The sequence below is a fragment of the Acinetobacter sp. 3657 genome, from assembly GCF_031456775.1.
GTDB lineage: Bacteria > Pseudomonadota > Gammaproteobacteria > Pseudomonadales > Moraxellaceae > Acinetobacter.
The window spans coordinates 177,571-194,280 of the sequence record NZ_JAVDVH010000003.1 but is presented as its reverse complement, the minus strand read 5'-3'; the positions used below and the strand labels follow the sequence as shown (position 1 = coordinate 194,280).

Below are 16,710 nucleotides of genomic sequence, written 5' to 3'. Positions count from 1 at the left end.
TTCTTTTTATTTCGCTTATTAAGTTTGTACGTAAGATGGCTATAAATGGAGCTTTCAAAATAAATTAGTACAAACAGCAGGGATAGTTAAAAATGATATTTTTTATTGGAATTCGCGCTTAAGAAGAATATCTTTTATCCCTTAAACCATCAATAAAATCAGACCATTCTTGCATCATTTTCACTCGGTAGTCTAAGTGCTGAGCATGGTTGTAAGCCAGTGATACCGCATTACCAACTCTATGAGCAAGTTGAACCTCTATCGCATCGTGCATATAGCCTTGCTCATGCAAGGTTGTAGAAGCAAGACCACGGAATCCATGACCGGTCATTTTACCGTTATATCCCATTGTTCGGATTGCACATAAAAGGGCATTACTACTGATTGGCTTGGCAGTGCTGTAATTGTAGAAAACATACGGTTTATTGCCTGTAATTGGGTAAATCACTTCCAGGATATCTAAAGCCTGTTTTGACAAAGGCACAATATGAGGCATAGCCATTTTCATTTTATGTGCAGGAATACGCCATAAACGATTCTCATAATCAATCTCATTCCACTCCATCATTCGTAGTTCAGTTGTTCTGACAAAAGTTAGAGTCATCAGTTGTAAGGCTGATCGAATTATAAGATTGCCATGGTAGCGATCCATACGTTCAAGAAAGGCAGGAAATTCAGAAATATCCAAACGAGCCATATTTTTTACTTTACGAGGCTTGAGAGCCTCGCCTAAGTGTGGGGTAGGATCATTCTCAATAATCCCTTTACGGATTGCATAACGGAAAATACGACCAGCTAAAGGTATAGAACGTTTTGCCATTTCCAATGCACCACGCTCTTCAATTTTTTTGGCACAGGAAAGAACATCTTTTCCTTTGATCTGATCAATTGGCATATCGCCTAGAGTAGGGAAAATGTCTTTTTCAAATACTGATAAATCACGTAGATAAGTCGCCTCTTTAATGACCGCTTTACGGTCTTCCATCCATTCCATTGCAAGCGCTCTGAAAAGAGTACTTTCATCTATTTGTTGTAAACGTTCACTTTTTATAGCATTAGGGTCAATGTTGTTGTATAGCTGGATACGTGCTTCATCACGAGCACGGCGAGCTTGGGCAAGGGAAATTTCTGGATAGCTTCCAATGGTTAATGTACTTTCACGACCATTGAATCGATATTTTAAACGCCAGAATCTTCCACCCGATGGAGTGACTTCTAAATAGAGTCCTTTTTCATCAGAATAACGTTTTTTCTTATCAAGTGGTTTTATCTTTCTAACTTGAGCATCCGTCAGCATTTTTGAGTGATATCCGTACAGATTGGGGGACGATTGTTTACATCTAATTTTTGTCCCCCAATTATCCCCCACGATATACTGGATTGCAATAGATGAAGTCGGATAGCACTAGATACAAAAAAAGCCTAAACCCTTTAGTTTTAAGCTTTTTAAGACATCATAAGATGATATTGGAAATAAACTTGGCGGTGAGAGAGGGATTCGAACCCTCGATACGCGCAAACGTATACACACTTTCCAGGCGTGCTCCTTAAGCCACTCGGACACCTCACCAAGGTGTGGGATAGTAACCAAAAAAAAACCAACTGCCAAGCGACAAAATCATAGATTTGCAGAAAAAGTTTTTAGCTAGTGGTAATATGGCGCAATCTCAAATCCGATTTGATTGAAATATATGCAAAGTGCTGCAAAAAAAACCGCATTGCCAGTGATGACATTGGCAGCCTTAGGGGTGGTCTTTGGAGACATTGGTACAAGTCCGTTGTATGCCATACGAGAGTGTTTCAACACAGGACACATGGCGATCAATGAAGCATCGGTGCTGGGGATTTTATCCCTGATTTTTTGGTGCATGAACTTAACCATTAGCTTTAAATATGTTTCAGTCATCATGCGTGCAGATAACAACGGTGAAGGCGGGATTATCTCGTTACTGGCGTTAAACCTTCGCTCAAAAGTATTTTCAGATAAAAATAAGATTTACCTGATCGCACTGGGTTTTATCGGCGCATCATTATTTTTTGGTGATGGCATTATCACCCCCGCGATATCAGTTCTATCTGCGATTGAAGGGTTGAGTATCGTGACGCCTGCTTTTAATCAATGGTTGGTTCCGATCGCACTTGGGATTTTGACAGGGCTATTCATGGTACAACGGCATGGTACAGCCACGATGGGGAAACTATTTGGGCCAGTGACGCTATTGTGGTTTCTATCCATTGGCTTGATTGGTCTATGGAGCATTATTCAAACGCCTTATGTGCTGATGATGATCAATCCCTACTGGGCATTTAACTTTGTCTATGAACAGCCGATGATTGCATTTATCACAATGGGTGCAGTGATCCTGACCATGACAGGCGGCGAAGCCTTATATGCGGATATGGGGCATTTTGGGCGTATGCCAATCAAGTTGGCGTGGTTCTGTATCGTCCTTCCTTCTTTGTTATTGAATTATGCAGGTCAGGGCGCGTTATTGCTTCGTAATCCACAAGCAATTGAAAATCCATTCTATCTGTTAGTTCCAGATTGGGCATTATTTCCCATGATTGGGCTTGCAACTGCGGCTGCCGTGATTGCTTCGCAAGCGGTGATTACTGGGGTATTCTCGGTCGCCAATCAGGCGATGCAGCTACGCTATTTACCCCGTTTAACGGTGCACCATACTTCGGATGTTGAGCAAGGTCAGATTTATTTACCCTTTATTAATTGGGTGTTGTTTATTTCCGTCGTTATTTTGATTTTACTTTTTGAAAGTAGTACTGAGTTAGCCAGTGCCTATGGCGTGGCGGTGACCATGACTATGTTGTGCGGCACCATCCTCATTTCGACCTTGGCTTATGGCGTGTGGCGCTGGTCTTGGTGGAAAGTCGCGCTGCTGGCGATTCCTTTTTTATTGCTCGATTTAGTATTTGTTGCGTCGACATCATTAAAGATCTTGGCTGGCGGTTGGGTGCCAATTTTAATTGGTGCAGTGGTATATACCATTTTGATGACATGGAAACGTGGGCGCGAGATTGTATATAAACGGATGGAAACCGATGCGTTATCGCTAGACTTATTTATTAAAAGTATCGGTATGAGCAAAGAAACTCAATTTGTTCCGGGTGAAGCGATCTTTTTAACAGGCACGCCAAATATTGTTCCGCATGCGATGCTGCACAATATTAAACATAATAAAGTGCTGCATGAGCGCAATGTGATCGTCACGGTCTATACCGAGGACATTCCATATGTGGCGACAGAAGATCGTGTAAAAGTGGAAAAACTGGATGATCACTTCTATCGCATTTATATGTATTACGGCTTTAAAGATCAGCCTAATGTGCCAAATGCTTTGGAACAAGCTTATCAGGAACTTGGTTTTGAATTCGATATGATGCAAATGAGCTTCTTTATTTCGCGAGATCGTATTGTGCATACTGTTGGGGATGGGATGTCACCGTGGCGTGAAAAACTTTTTATCTCAATGCAGCGGAATACCAGTCCGGTGAGTGACTTCTATCAGATCCCAACCAACCGTGTGGTTGAGTTAGGCAGTCAGATCGAAATTTAGTGATGAATTGATATGAAAATGGCACCATCAGGTGCCATTTTTTTATGCTTTGATGATCAAGTGAACAGTTTGACGACATAAAGTGTCGTTCTGAGCCACTTGTGAATATACAGTTGCTGTTTGAGTTGTTAAGCTGCGCGTTAATATTGATTTTGAAGTGGTTATGGCTAGAAGAACAACTCGAAAGCGTAAAACGCAATTCGCTTTTTTGAGCCAAAATGTTGGAAAGATTTTATTAGCTTTGCTCGCAACGAGCAGCTTTGCGATTGCGTTTGGCAATGAGAAAATTTCTAAATTGATTCCATTGCAGAGCACCAATAGCGGCTGTTTAAATCAATTTTATCGGGATGTTCCACCTTTATTAAATAAAGAAAGTCTGCAAAAAGACAGCTACGCATTGTGCTTTAATGATTTTAACGTGATGTATTCAGGCATCTCTAAAACCCCACTATGGTCAGCGGAATATTTAACACCGCAACGTTTAAGTATCAAAATTAAGCGTGAAGATAATTTCCATGAGGAAACTCGTGTAGCAGAGCGACATCGCGCTTTGTTATCCGACTATCGAGGCTCAGGCTACGATCGTGGGCATATGGCACCCAATGGCGATATGAACAATAAAGCTGCGCAATATGACAGTTTCTCATTGGCCAATATGGTGCCCCAAGCGCCTAAAAATAATCAGGAAGTATGGCGTAAAGTTGAGGAAGCGGTTCGTTCCATCGTGACTAAACAACATAAGGATGCCTATGTCATAACAGGGCCGATCTTTGAGGGGCAACGCTTAAAAACCATTGGTAAAGGGGTGATTGTGCCCACGGCGGTATATAAAGCCGTATATTTACCAAAGCAGGGTATTATTGGTGCCTATTACGCGCCCAATAATGCGTCACTACAGGTCAAAGTGGTCAGTGTTTGCTATCTGGAAGAAAAGCTCGGGATTAATTTATTTCCGCAGTTGACCGAACAGCAGAAGCGTAATATTTATCAGTTGCCTGTGTCAGCACAGCAGGTCAAGGCCAATAATGAAATTCGTTATTTGCATTGGGATGGGCAAAGTCAATGCGCAGAAGAAGCGACCACTGATAGTATTCAAGTGCAGCAACGCCAATTTAGTTCAGGTCGAACCCAAGCCGCGGAAGACAGTTCCTCAGCGTATATTGATGAAGATGCTAAACAAGCTGTGATCAAGCATTTGGTCGATATGCTGGTTCAGTATTTTTTACAATTGTTGAGATAATGTAGAGCATCTTGCAAAGCAATTGAGCTTGGCGCAGGCTATATCGATATAATAACAACGTGAGAATGAGATGTTTAAACCTTTTGAACATGGCGATGAGTCTTCAGCGATTTATGATCTGACTTTAGAAAATCAGGTCGATTGCGTGAGCTTATATGGCAATTTGCAAATTACTAAAGATCAGGCGGGTCTAAAAACCGCGAAAGCGTTGCAAAGCTTTATCAATGATGTGGTGGCGGCACTCGAGAAAGAAAGCTTACCTGCGCAGATCGAGCGTCAACCTGAACAAGAAATTGAAAATCCGTTTCTTTAAATGCAAATTGAAGCATAAAAAAACAGCCTAGGTGAAGGCTGTTTCTTTATGAGGATTTATTATTAGTCTTTCTCACGTCCTACAATTTTATAAATCACCGCACCAATCACCGCACCAATAATTGGAGCGACCCAGAACAACCATAATTGGCTGAGTGCTGCTGTTTCAGCAAAGAATGCCACACCCGTACTACGTGCAGGGTTTACAGAAGTGTTAGTCACTGGAATACTGATTAAGTGAATTAATGTTAAAGCCAAACCAATCGCAATTGGTGCGAACCCAGCAGGCGCACGACGATCCGTTGCCCCCATAATAATAATGATGAAGAATGCAGTCAGTACCACCTCAATAATGAAAGCAGAACCTAGAGAAAATTTATTTGGAGACAGATCACCAAAACCATTACTCGCGAAACCGCCTGTACCCGCAAAGCCTGCTTGACCTTGTACGATAATGTAAAGGACCAATGCCGCGATCGTTGCACCAATTACTTGAGAAATAACATAAGGAGCAAGTTCTTTTGCTTCAAAGCGTCCACCTACCCATAAACCCACACTGACGGCAGGGTTAAAGTGACCACCTGAAATATGACCAAACGCGTAAGCACCCGTTAAAACGGTGAGACCGAATGCCAATGCCACGCCCATAAAGCCGATACCAAGTTCTGGATAGGCTGCTGCTAATACAGCACTACCACAACCACCAAAAACGAGCCAAAAGGTTCCAAGAAATTCTGCTAAATATTTGTTCATTGTTATCACCACATATTTTTTAAAAAAGAAAAACCAAGCATCCAAAACTTTATTATGGATATGTTTAACCCCTGTGAAAAAAATGTGAACGAATTCACATGGGTATATAGGTTCTTGTATAAAGGGTGTAACAACAATGATCAGTTGTGAAACAGTGAGTTCATCAATATTTTTATTACGAATTGTAAATTGTGTTGTTGTTCCGCCACTGTTGCGGTGTCTGTCCTGTCCAAAGTTTAAAAGCACGTTGGAAAGCACTTTGCTCTGAATAACAAAGCAGCAAGGCGATTTCCTGTAGGCTGAGATGAGGGTCTTTTAAATACTCAGTCGCCAACATAAAACGAATTTGCTGTACACGCTCCTGAAAAGTAGTGCCTTGCTGTTGCAAATGTCGTTGTAACTGTCGAACAGAGAGTCCCAATTTTTCTGCAATAAAATCGATCTGATATTGGTTCTTTTGTAAACCTGTCAAAATGGCATGTTGTAGACGTTGATCTAGTTGAGTTGAATTCGGTAACTTGTCGAGTAAAGCTTGCGCCTGCTGTAACAGCAGTTGTTGTAGGGTGTGGTCACTGCTTTTTAATGGTTTAAACGCTTCCGCTATAGGCAATAGCAGTTGTGTTTTAGGCTGTTCAAAACGAACCTTGCAGCGAAAATATTGCTCATAAATGCTGATATTTTTTGGAGGAGTGTTGATGAAATGCACTTCGTGTAAATGGATACTTTCGCCTGACATAAACAACTTGAGGAATTGCACCATCAATGCAATGGCAATTTCATCGGTGAGTTGGGTTGGATGCGGTTCAGGTGCTTCCCAACGAATGGAAACATAAGGATCATTAAACTCGACCACCAAAGGACTACCATCATAAATTAAGCGATGAAAGTCATGATAGCGTGCCAAAGCTTCGCCCAAATTTTCACATGAAAGCGCAAGGTACGCGATAATACCGAGATGTTTGGGTTGCACATACGCTGCAATTTCTAGCCCAAGTCCAGTTTTAGGGTGTAAGCGATTGAGATCTTCAAGCAAGTCACGCCAGATCACATAATCGAAGCGTTCTAGGTTTTGAACGTGTTGTAATTGTTCAGGAACAGCAATATTTTCTGCCTCGCAATAGGCTTTGAGTAAATGCCCCAAACCACCAAAAACAGAGCCTGTATAGTTCTTGAGTTGAGACATCCTGTCTACTCCTTAGCTTGTCGTGTTTTGTCAATACAACTATAGCGTATCGTCAATACTTCGCCTACCAAAATTTATATGCTGAATATAAGTTAGGATTGGTTGGAGAGAATCATGGTTAAAGGTTTTATTGCAGGTTTGGCGGTCGCCAATGCATTTGAATGGTTTGCACATAAATATATTTTGCATGGTGTGCATCGTTCAGGACAACCACGTTATAGCCCTGTACCAAAAAGCATGGAATCACATTGGGCCCATCATCGTGAAGTACGTAAGCAGGAATTTGCCGATGAATGCTATGTACAAGGATTTGAACATTGGCGAACACGTAACGAAGTCATGTCATTGGCTGTAGTGGCTGGAGTTGCAAGCGTGGCGTTCTATCCATTTTCAAAAGGCATGTCTTTGGCGGCACTTTATAGCGCTGGGAATTATTATTATGTGCATCGCCGTGCGCACTTAGAACCTGATTGGGCGAAGGCTAGCATCCCTTGGCATTATGATCATCATATGAACTCAAACCAAGATGCCAACTGGTGTGTGACGCGTCCATGGTTTGATTATGTGATGGGAACCCGTGTGGTCTCTTCTGCAGATTTAAAAGAAGCGAATCCATTGGGCATACCTTTACCCGCAACATTCTCTAAGCTGCTTACCCAAGCGATAGAATCTGTTTTTCCTGCCAAGTGGGTGGAACAAAAGCCAAAACTGCTTACATCTGCTGTGATGAAAGAAGAAAAGCAATCCGTAGCTTAAATTGAGTATCTAAAGGATACAACGTGCAGAATTGAATCCCTTAGTGGGATCGGTATTTTGATCATTCCTGACCAAATCAAATCGGGCGTTGTCGTGAATGGTCAATAAAATAGGGTTTTAATGTCAATATTTCTGCTGCTTTTATCGCTATTTTAGCTCAGGCACTTTAAATGCTTAGAATTTACTCAAAATGGCTGTATGTTCTCTTCACCTCTGGCGTTATATACGCAGTTTCTATACCTTGCTCAGCAAGGTATTTTTTTTGTCTTAAATATAGGGTCTGTGGACATTTCACAGATCCAAACCCCATAAAAAAACCTCTCAAATATTAGCGTTGAGAGGTTTGGCGTTAATAGAGAAACGGTTTAGAGGCGCATTTCAATGCCTTGCTCAGCAAGATATTGTTTTGCTTCAGGAATGCTATGTTGACCAAAGTGGAAAATAGAGGCTGCAAGGACTGCATCCGCACCACCTTTTAAAATACCGTCGGCTAAATGTTGTAAGTTGCCTACACCACCTGAGGCAATGGTTGGCACACTGACGCGGTCATTGATCGCACGCATTAGTGCGATGTCATAGCCTGCTTTGGTGCCATCGGCATCCATACTGGTAATCAATAATTCGCCTGCGCCAAAATCAGCCATTTTCACCGCCCATTCAATCGCATCGATACCTGTCGGTTTACGTCCGCCGTGAGTAAAAATTTCCCACTTATTTTCGCCCGTTTTTTTTGCATCAATTGCAACTACGATACATTGCGCACCAAAACGTTGTGAAGCTTCCTGTACAAATTCAGGATTAAATACAGCTGCTGAGTTGATGCTGACCTTATCCGCGCCAGCATTGAGCAGTAAACGAATATCTTCTACTTTGCGCACACCGCCACCGACGGTTAATGGCACAAAGACACTTTCAGCCATGCGTTCTACAGTACGGTAAGTGGTGTCACGTCCATGATGGGTAGCAGTAATATCTAAAAAGGTAATTTCATCGGCGCCTTGTTCGTTATAACGACGAGCAACCTCGACAGGATCACCTGCATCACGAATATCAAGGAATTGAACGCCTTTGACGACTCGACCATTATCAACATCTAAGCAAGGGATAATACGTTTTGCGAGCATAAAATTTTCCAAAAAATCGCCAATAAAGAAAGGAGACCGATTTAGGTGCTACACCTTCATGAAGGGAACAGGTATTCTAGCAAACTTCACAGCTATTTTTTGCAGGTTTTCCATGTCGGTTTATACCCCGTTGAGTTTAGAACAAGTTCAAGCTTTTGCTGAGCCTTATGGTTTGGCAGTGATTGATCTGATTCCAATCCAAGGCGGTATTCAAAACACCAATTATTTTTTGGTGGATCAAAATCAGAAGCAGTATGTTTTAACGGTTTTTGAAGAATTAGATGCGGTCGGGGCAGGTGAACTGGTGCCTGTGTTGGATTGTTTGGGACAGGCAGGCGTGCCTGTGGCAGTACCCTTGAAACACCACGGTCAAGCGATTCATAGTATTGCCGATAAACCTGCACAAATTGCGCCACGAATCATGGGTGAACATCCACAAGATACCACCATTGAGCAGATTGAAGCGATTGCTCAAGCACAAGCAAAATTACATTTGGCTTTACAGGGCTTTCCTTTGGTGCGTGATTTTAACCGTAATCATCAGTATTGGTCAGATGTCGCTGAACAGCTCAAGCCACAGATGAATATTGATGATCAAAGTTTATTGGCGCTGGTTTTTCAGCAATTTGCCGACATCACACAACAACACCCTAATCGTCCAGTGGGCTTTATTCATTCAGACTTATTTAGAGATAACACACTATTTGAAGGCAATCAGTTAAACGGTATTCTTGATTTTTATGAACTCAATCAAGATGAGTGGTTATTTGATATTGCGATTAGTATCAATGATTTCTGTACTGCCTATCCACAAGCGTATCTTGATCAGAGCAAAGCAGATGCATTCTTGGCGGCTTATCAGGTGATTCGTACACTTAGCGACGATGAGCTGGCGTGTTTAGATATTTATTTGGCGATGGCGGCCTGCCGTTTTTGGAGTATGCGTTTGCAAGTGGCGCAGAAAAATGCAGCGCATGGTCGTACAGGTGAAGATATTTCTCAGAAAGATCCAGTTGAAATGCGAATGATGTTACTAGACCGATTACAACGAATCACAGCTTAGGAAAAAGTCATGCGAGATCAAGGACGTTTAGTGGAATGGTTTGATGACAAAGGCTATGGCTTTATTCAACCCAATGATGCGAAGAAAGAGCGAGTTTTTCTACATATCAAAGACTTTGCTCGAACTGGCCCAAGACCGATTGTGGGCTGTGCTTTAGATTATTTGGTGATTTTAGATGAGCGTGGTCGCTATCGCGCGCAACAAGTTGTTTATTTGAAAGCATCACAAGTGATTGAGCATAAAGCCGCGCCCGTTCGACCAACCACAACCACTGGATGGTCGCCGATGAAAGTAGGGATTGGGGTTTATATTGTCTTTATGGTGATTGCGAGTTTTAGCAAGCTATTACCGCCGTTTACTTTGCTCTTTGTAAGCTTGATGAATGCGCTAAGTTATTGGTTGTATTCTCAAGACAAAGAAGCAGCACAATTGGGCAATCGTCGCATACCCGAACAGACTCTGCACATCGTTGATTCTTTGGGTGGATGGTGTGCTGGTTGGCTTGCTCAACAAAAACTGAGACATAAAACACAAAAACAACCGTTTCGTAAGATTTATTTCTGTACCATAGCCTTTCATATATTGTTGATATGTTGGTTAATTTCTCCACTCAATATTTTTCATTGAGGGAGGTTTTGGAGCTAAATAAAAATGAATTACTCTGTTGATCAAGACCCGAATCGTACTTTGACCTTGATTCTTTATGTGCTTTATATTATTGCGATTTTTAGCGGTGGTTTATTGGCGATCATTGCTTTGATTATTAACTATGTGAAACGTAGTGATGTACAAGGTTCAATTTTTGAAAGCCACTTTACTTGGCAAATTCGCACCTTTTGGTGGTATTTAGCGTGGAATATTATTGCCTTTATCCCATTTTTCTTCCTGTTTTTGACAGGCGATAATCCAAATGCATTTGCTGGTGTTGCACTGTCTGGCACGGTTTTCTGTGTATCGGTTATTTTTGTTGCATGGGTATGGATCGTTTACCGAGCGATTCGTGGTTTGATTGCGTTAAATGATAATAAACCGATGTATCAGTAAGTTGAACAGAAAGCGGATAATAATCTTATCCGCTTATTCTCAATAAAATTTGAATATCACTTTATATTCTTAGATACCAATAACCATATATTTGATTTTATAAAAAATTACCTTCAAATTGTTTTTGAAGAATTTAAACAGGTTTAATTATGATTATAGAGCACGTGCATTTAAATATTAAGCCAAATCAAAGTCAGGCTTTTGAAGCAGCATTTCAACAAGCTAAAGCGATTATTTATCCAATGGCTGGACTGAATGCCGTGCAATTGATCAAGCATGTTCAAGATGATCAGCGTTTTATTCTTATGATCTTTTGGGACAGTATTGAACATCATACCGAAGGGTTTAGGAAATCTGCGGCATATCAAGAATGGAAGGCATTACTACACCCATTCTACGATCCAATACCAACGGTAGAGTACTATCAACCGCATATGTTGTTGAAGAAGAACCAACCACCAAACAAAGATTAATACGAAAGTTTTATTTTTCTTTGGGATGATTGAGTATTTTAAACTTCAACTCACTCACCAAAACGCCTAAGACCACCAGTAAACCACCAAATAATGCCAGTAGCGACAAGCGTTCACCTGCGATACGCCCAAATAATCCTGCCCAAACGGGTTCGCCAGCATAAATGATGGCAGCACGGCTTGGATCAACCATACGTTGTGCCCAATTCATCACAAATTGAATCAATGCACTGGCAAGCCCTAAGCCCACTGCGATCATCACTAAGGGCCAAGAAAAAGTTGGAATACTATGTTCGCCAACAAGGGGCATACTGGCAAATGACAATCCAGACGCAACCACCAACTGAACCACCGTGACACGTCTCAGATTCACTTTCCCTGCAAAATATCCAATCAAAATAATTTCTAAAGCGATCACAAAGGCACAGATCAAGGTGAGCATTTGCCCATAATTTAAATTGATACTCGAAAAATCGTTCCCAGTTAAAAAGACTAACCCCGTAAACGCCAAGGCTGAGCCAATCCATGTCATCAAAGACGGTCGTTTCTGGAAAATGACCCACATCAAAACTGGAACGAGTGGAACATAAAGCGCTGTCAGAAAGGCCGACTCACTACTCAGGATCGTTTGCAGGCCAATGGTTTGTGTACCATAACCAATGGCAATCATAATGCCAATCGCTGTACCTGCAAGGGTTTCCTTGAGCGTCAAACCAGCAATGGACTTCACCGAAATAAGCAAGATCACCAATGCAGCCACCGCAAAACGACAACCGACAAAAAACATCGGGCTACTAAAATTCAGCGCATATTGCACCGCTAAAAAAGTACCACCCCAAATCATAGTAATAAAAATGAGGGCAAGTTGAGGCGTATAGGCGTTAAATCTTGTCACAACAGTTCCTAAAGCGACACTTCATTTAGCAGAGCTAAATACCTTGCTAAATGAAATGTTTTCCCCGAGCTTATCTTAGCAATAGCACAGGTTTTGTGGAGCGAACTAATAGTTTTGTGGTGGTGCTACCAATAAAGAATTGACGGATTTTGGAGTGTCCATAAGCACCGATCACCATTAAATCAATATTCTTTTGGTCGGCGTAATTCAGAATACTTTCATCAACATCACCTTCCAAAGTGCTTAATGTCATATTAAAGCCTTGTGACTCTAATTGTTCTTTTGCCCAAGCAAGTTGAGTGTGTATTTCTTGGTTGGGTTGACCGACATAGACCAGATGTGCAGCTAATCCTTTGAGTAACGGACTATTTGCAATCTTCTCTACGCACTTCTTCGCCGTTGTACTGCCATCAAACGCCACTAAGAAAGATTGAGGCTGAGTGAAGGGTGATGAGGCAATTAAAACAGGTTGGTGAATGGCACGGACTACATTCTCGATTTGTGTCCCTATTTTATCGGAATGGTATGCCGTTTGAGTACCATATTTTCCCATGATCAGCACACGTATATCTTCTTCCAAAGCGACAATGGTTTCTAACAAACTGCCACGACGTTGGAAGCTATGTACATCGAGACTGAAGTTGTCTAGCACATATTTTTTTGCCTCACGAAGCAAAATTTTGCCATGCTCAATCTCAATTTTTCCTCGACGTTCATCTAGCTCTACTAACTCATTTAATAAGCTTTCTCGACTTCCCAAGCCAATCGCACCGCTTAAATCCTGTGGTACTTGCGCTCTCGGCGTATCGATCACATGTAAAAGTTCAAGTGGCGCATTCAGTTTTTGGCTAAACCAAGCAGCATAATCACATACCGTATTTGTGCCGATTGAACCATCAATACACGCAATAATTTTTGACATTGTTATAATTTCCTTTTAATGGACTTCTTTCATCAATCCCTCTTGCGGAACTTCAATCGTTCCTCATTCTCCCAGTGGGAGAAGTACAAAGAGGGAATAAAGTATGATGAAAGCGGTCTAGTGATTGTCCAAACGATCTAGCGCATTTGGTTTGTCATGTACACCAAATTTATCAACCATCGTTTGACTTGCTTCATTCATCCCGATCAGTTCAACATCCGTTCCTTCACGTTTAAATTTAATCACAACTTTATCAACGGCTGCTACGGCTGAAACATCCCAGAAATGCGCTTGACTAACATCAATTACAACTTTTGAAATTGCTTCTTTGAAATCAAATGATGCCGTAAATTTATCCGCAGAACTAAAGAAGATCTGACCAGTAACCACATAGGTACGGGTACTTTCAGTTTCATCGAAAACAGATTGAACTGCCATATAACGTTCGATTTTGTTGGCAAAAAATAGCGCAGATAACAGCACGCCGATCAGTACACCATAAGCTAAGTTATGGGTTGCGACAACAATCGCAACTGTCGCGATCATGACGATATTACTTGAGAGTGGGTATTGGCGAATATTTCTGAGTGAATCCCAGTTAAATGTACCAATCGATACCATGATCATCACAGCGACCAGCGCAGCCATAGGAATGATTTTCAGCCAATCACTAATGAACACCACCATGATCAACAAGAATATACCTGCACAGAATGTAGATAAACGAGTACGACCGCCAGATTTAACATTAATAATGGATTGACCAATCATGGCACAACCAGCCATACCGCCCATAAAACCAGAGGCGATATTGGCTACCCCTTGGCCTTTACATTCGCGGTTTTTGTCACTCGAAGTATCAGTTAAATCATCGACAATCGTGGCTGTCATCATCGACTCAAGTAAGCCTACTGCGGCCAACGCTGCTGCATAAGGGAAAATAATACGAAGTGTTTCTAAGTTCAGTGGAATGTCTGGTAGTAAGAACACAGGCAGTGTATCAGGCAGTTGACCCATATCACCGACAGTACGAATGTCCAGTCCCATTAAGGTTGCAACAATGGTTAAAACCACAATGGTCACCAAAGGCGATGGAATTAATGTTCCAATTTTAGGGATGTATGGGAATAAATAAATAATCGCTAAACCTGCCGCAGTCATAGCATAGACATGCCATGTGACATTGGTGAGTTCAGGTAACTGTGCCATAAAAATCAAAATTGCTAAGGCATTCACAAAGCCGATAACGACGGATTTAGATACAAAGCGCATAAATTGCGCTAGCTTTAAATACCCAGCCACAATTTGCAAGACCCCTGTCAGGATCGTTGCAGCGAGTAGATATTCCAGTCCATGCTCTTTCACCAGCACGACCATGAGCAATGCCATTGCACCTGTTGCAGCGGAAATCATACCTGGGCGACCGCCAACAAAAGAAATCACAACTGCGATACAGAACGACGCATACAGACCAATTTTAGGATCTACACCTGCAATAATCGAAAATGCAATTGCTTCAGGAACGAGTGCTAAAGCAACGACAAGACCCGCCAGCACATCGCCGCGGATATTGGAGAACCATTGTTCTCTTACATTGGAAAACATAGAAATAGCCTATTTCTTTAAGAATATAAAAAGGCTAGTGATGTGATATATAAAAACACACGACTACACCACATCACTAGACAGTGATGAGTTCATTACAAATAAGAGGTAAAAAACTAAGGTGGCGTAAGTGTCATTATAAAATTGGAGAGTAAGATAAAAATCGGTACAAGGATAACATTTAAGCTTAAAAAGCTCTAGCCATTATTTAAATCACTAGAGCTCTTGATCAATTACAAACGATCTTCATCCAACAATAACTGCGCGTCACGAAGGCTCAATGTTCCTTCATAAATTGCACGACCTGTAATCGCGCCTAAAATGCCCGTTTGGCCTTTTAGGTTACGCACATCGTCAAGATTGGTCACGCCACCTGATGCAATCACAGGCAAGCCTGAATATTGCGCCAAATTGACGGTTTGTTCAACGTTGACGCCTTGCATCATGCCATCACGAGCGATGTCGGTGTAGACAATGCTTGAAACGCCTGCATCGGCAAAACGCTTGGCAAGATCAGTGGCTTTAACATCTGTGACATTGGCCCAGCCATCGGTTGCAACCATACCATTGATGGCATCAATACCAACGATGATATGACCTGCAAAACGTTTACATGCTTCGTCCACAAACGCAGGATCTTGAACCGCTTTAGTTCCAATAATCACAAACGAGACACCAGCTTCTAAATAGTGTTCGATCGTTTCAAGTGAGCGAATCCCGCCGCCGATCTGAATTGGAAGTTCAGGTTGGGCACGTGCAATCGCTTCAACCACAGGTTTATGAATTGGCGTACCAGCGAAAGCACCATTTAAATCAACTAAATGTAAACGGCGCGCGCCTTCATCAACCCAGTGTTGTGCAGTTGCGACAGGATCATCAGAGAAAACAGTATCGTCTTCCATACGGCCTTGTTTTAAACGAACACATTTGCCATCTTTCAGGTCAATTGCAGGGATGATTAGCATGCTTTCGCTCCTTGCGTCATCATAGAGTTTAAATTGACTACATATTAGCAAAGTATTGCTCAATCGCTAAGCTTTGGATGTTAGACGACTGCGTCTTTCTTTAAAGTTTTATACAAATAAAAAAGCCAAGTCTAACAACTTGGCTGATCAACATCTAAATTCTGTCATTTATTTATTCAGAATAGTCCTGTTGATATTGCATTTGGGTTTGTTGGCTTCGTTCTAAGTAGTCTTGATAAGCAGGAATTGCATTTGCAGCCAAACCGAAAACCAACAGGAGAGGAATTAAAATAATATAAATCCAACCCAATACTTTTTCCCATCCAGCCGTGTTTCGACTCGGACCATAAAGATTTTCACCTTCAGTTCCTTTGGCACAGAATAAATAGATTAAAAAAATCAGGTTCAAAAATGGCACCAGCATCAATAATGACAGCCAGCCAGTTTGATTGCGATCATGCAAACGACGAATGGTAAAAACAAAAGAAAAATAGAGAAATCCAATATAAAGAATGATGAATAATAAAATCGCAATAAACGGAAAGTCTGAGAACTCAGAGCCATTGCCGCTGAATAGACTTGCAATAAATGCAAGAATAAAAATAACAATACAGAAGGCGATTGCGCTCAAAAAGGACCAAGCGGCATAGGCGAGTCGGCCAAAACGACCTTTTGGACTTAGCGGTTTATCTACGGTTTGGATAGGTGGATTCATTTTTATTCCTATTTAGGTGTTTTTATACAATTGTTAAAATGGAGTGATCTGTATAGATGCGAATAATAAAGAAAATAATATGAGAATT

17 protein-coding genes and 1 tRNA gene are annotated in these 16,710 nt (G+C 41.5%); 8 read left to right on the top strand and 10 right to left on the bottom strand.

Features of this window, described 5'->3' with window-relative positions; translation table 11 throughout:
• Positions 1 to 118 precede the first annotated feature (118 nt).
• Complete coding sequence (locus J2Y37_RS05475) at positions 119 to 1,297, bottom strand: integrase arm-type DNA-binding domain-containing protein (RefSeq protein ID WP_349032137.1); 1,179 nt, start codon at positions 1,295 to 1,297, stop codon at positions 119 to 121.
• Between the two features lie 183 nt (positions 1,298 to 1,480).
• Positions 1,481 to 1,570, bottom strand: a tRNA-Ser gene (locus tag J2Y37_RS05470).
• Positions 1,571 to 1,691: 121 nt separating this feature from the next.
• On the opposite strand from J2Y37_RS05470, the gene J2Y37_RS05465 reads away from it, so the two are divergent.
• From J2Y37_RS05465 to J2Y37_RS05455, 3 genes are all read left to right on the top strand, one after another.
• Positions 1,692 to 3,572 (top strand): potassium transporter Kup, encoded by a 1,881-nt coding sequence (locus J2Y37_RS05465; protein WP_005193957.1) that lies wholly within the window; start codon positions 1,692 to 1,694, stop codon positions 3,570 to 3,572.
• Between the two features lie 163 nt (positions 3,573 to 3,735).
• On the top strand, positions 3,736 to 4,812 hold the full coding sequence (locus tag J2Y37_RS05460; protein WP_349032136.1) for a DNA/RNA non-specific endonuclease: 1,077 nt from the start codon (positions 3,736 to 3,738) through the stop codon (positions 4,810 to 4,812).
• A 70-nt stretch (positions 4,813 to 4,882) separates the two neighbouring features.
• The gene (locus J2Y37_RS05455) at positions 4,883 to 5,125 is read left to right on the top strand and encodes a hypothetical protein (protein WP_349032135.1); all 243 of its coding nucleotides are present in this window, start codon (positions 4,883 to 4,885) and stop codon (positions 5,123 to 5,125) included.
• 62 nt (positions 5,126 to 5,187) lie between these two features.
• On the opposite strand, the gene aqpZ is transcribed toward J2Y37_RS05455, so the two are convergent.
• Entirely contained in the window at positions 5,188 to 5,877 is a 690-nt protein-coding gene (gene aqpZ / locus J2Y37_RS05450; RefSeq protein ID WP_349032134.1) for an aquaporin Z, read from the bottom strand.
• A 175-nt stretch (positions 5,878 to 6,052) separates the two neighbouring features.
• The gene (locus J2Y37_RS05445; RefSeq protein ID WP_349032133.1) at positions 6,053 to 7,060 is read right to left on the bottom strand and encodes an AraC family transcriptional regulator ligand-binding domain-containing protein; all 1,008 of its coding nucleotides are present in this window, start codon (positions 7,058 to 7,060) and stop codon (positions 6,053 to 6,055) included.
• A 114-nt stretch (positions 7,061 to 7,174) separates the two neighbouring features.
• Between J2Y37_RS05445 and J2Y37_RS05440 the strand changes: the two genes are divergently transcribed.
• Positions 7,175 to 7,816: a hypothetical protein gene (locus J2Y37_RS05440; protein WP_349032132.1), complete on the top strand. Its 642-nt coding sequence runs from the start codon at positions 7,175 to 7,177 to the stop codon at positions 7,814 to 7,816.
• A gap of 365 nt (positions 7,817 to 8,181) precedes the next feature.
• Here J2Y37_RS05440 and hisF read toward each other — a convergent pair whose 3' ends face one another.
• Positions 8,182 to 8,940 (bottom strand): imidazole glycerol phosphate synthase subunit HisF, encoded by a 759-nt coding sequence (hisF, locus tag J2Y37_RS05435; protein WP_005193936.1) that lies wholly within the window; start codon positions 8,938 to 8,940, stop codon positions 8,182 to 8,184.
• Between the two features lie 112 nt (positions 8,941 to 9,052).
• Between hisF and J2Y37_RS05430 the strand changes: the two genes are divergently transcribed.
• The 4 genes from J2Y37_RS05430 (at position 9,053) to J2Y37_RS05415 (ending at position 11,520) form a co-directional block, all read left to right on the top strand.
• A complete protein-coding gene (locus J2Y37_RS05430) occupies positions 9,053 to 10,003 on the top strand; it encodes a homoserine kinase (RefSeq protein WP_349032131.1) in 951 nt (316 codons plus the stop codon).
• A gap of 9 nt (positions 10,004 to 10,012) precedes the next feature.
• The gene (locus J2Y37_RS05425) at positions 10,013 to 10,630 is read left to right on the top strand and encodes a DUF1294 domain-containing protein (RefSeq protein ID WP_121928979.1); all 618 of its coding nucleotides are present in this window, start codon (positions 10,013 to 10,015) and stop codon (positions 10,628 to 10,630) included.
• A 24-nt stretch (positions 10,631 to 10,654) separates the two neighbouring features.
• Positions 10,655 to 11,047, top strand: a complete 393-nt coding sequence (locus tag J2Y37_RS05420; RefSeq protein ID WP_004673299.1) for a hypothetical protein — start codon at positions 10,655 to 10,657, stop codon at positions 11,045 to 11,047.
• 149 nt (positions 11,048 to 11,196) lie between these two features.
• Entirely contained in the window at positions 11,197 to 11,520 is a 324-nt protein-coding gene (locus tag J2Y37_RS05415) for an antibiotic biosynthesis monooxygenase (protein WP_349032130.1), read from the top strand.
• Between the two features lie 10 nt (positions 11,521 to 11,530).
• Here the strand turns inward: J2Y37_RS05415 and J2Y37_RS05410 are convergent, their stop codons facing one another.
• The 5 genes from J2Y37_RS05410 to J2Y37_RS05390 form a co-directional block, all read right to left on the bottom strand.
• Positions 11,531 to 12,415, bottom strand: a complete 885-nt coding sequence (locus J2Y37_RS05410; protein WP_349032129.1) for a DMT family transporter — start codon at positions 12,413 to 12,415, stop codon at positions 11,531 to 11,533.
• Between the two features lie 70 nt (positions 12,416 to 12,485).
• A complete protein-coding gene (locus tag J2Y37_RS05405; protein WP_349032128.1) occupies positions 12,486 to 13,337 on the bottom strand; it encodes a universal stress protein in 852 nt (283 codons plus the stop codon).
• A 117-nt stretch (positions 13,338 to 13,454) separates the two neighbouring features.
• Positions 13,455 to 14,942: a SulP family inorganic anion transporter gene (locus tag J2Y37_RS05400; RefSeq protein WP_349032127.1), complete on the bottom strand. Its 1,488-nt coding sequence runs from the start codon at positions 14,940 to 14,942 to the stop codon at positions 13,455 to 13,457.
• 233 nt (positions 14,943 to 15,175) lie between these two features.
• Positions 15,176 to 15,907: a 1-(5-phosphoribosyl)-5-[(5-phosphoribosylamino)methylideneamino]imidazole-4-carboxamide isomerase gene (hisA, locus tag J2Y37_RS05395; RefSeq protein ID WP_004673294.1), complete on the bottom strand. Its 732-nt coding sequence runs from the start codon at positions 15,905 to 15,907 to the stop codon at positions 15,176 to 15,178.
• Between the two features lie 172 nt (positions 15,908 to 16,079).
• Entirely contained in the window at positions 16,080 to 16,622 is a 543-nt protein-coding gene (locus J2Y37_RS05390; RefSeq protein ID WP_349032126.1) for a DUF805 domain-containing protein, read from the bottom strand.
• Positions 16,623 to 16,710: the final 88 nt, after the last annotated feature.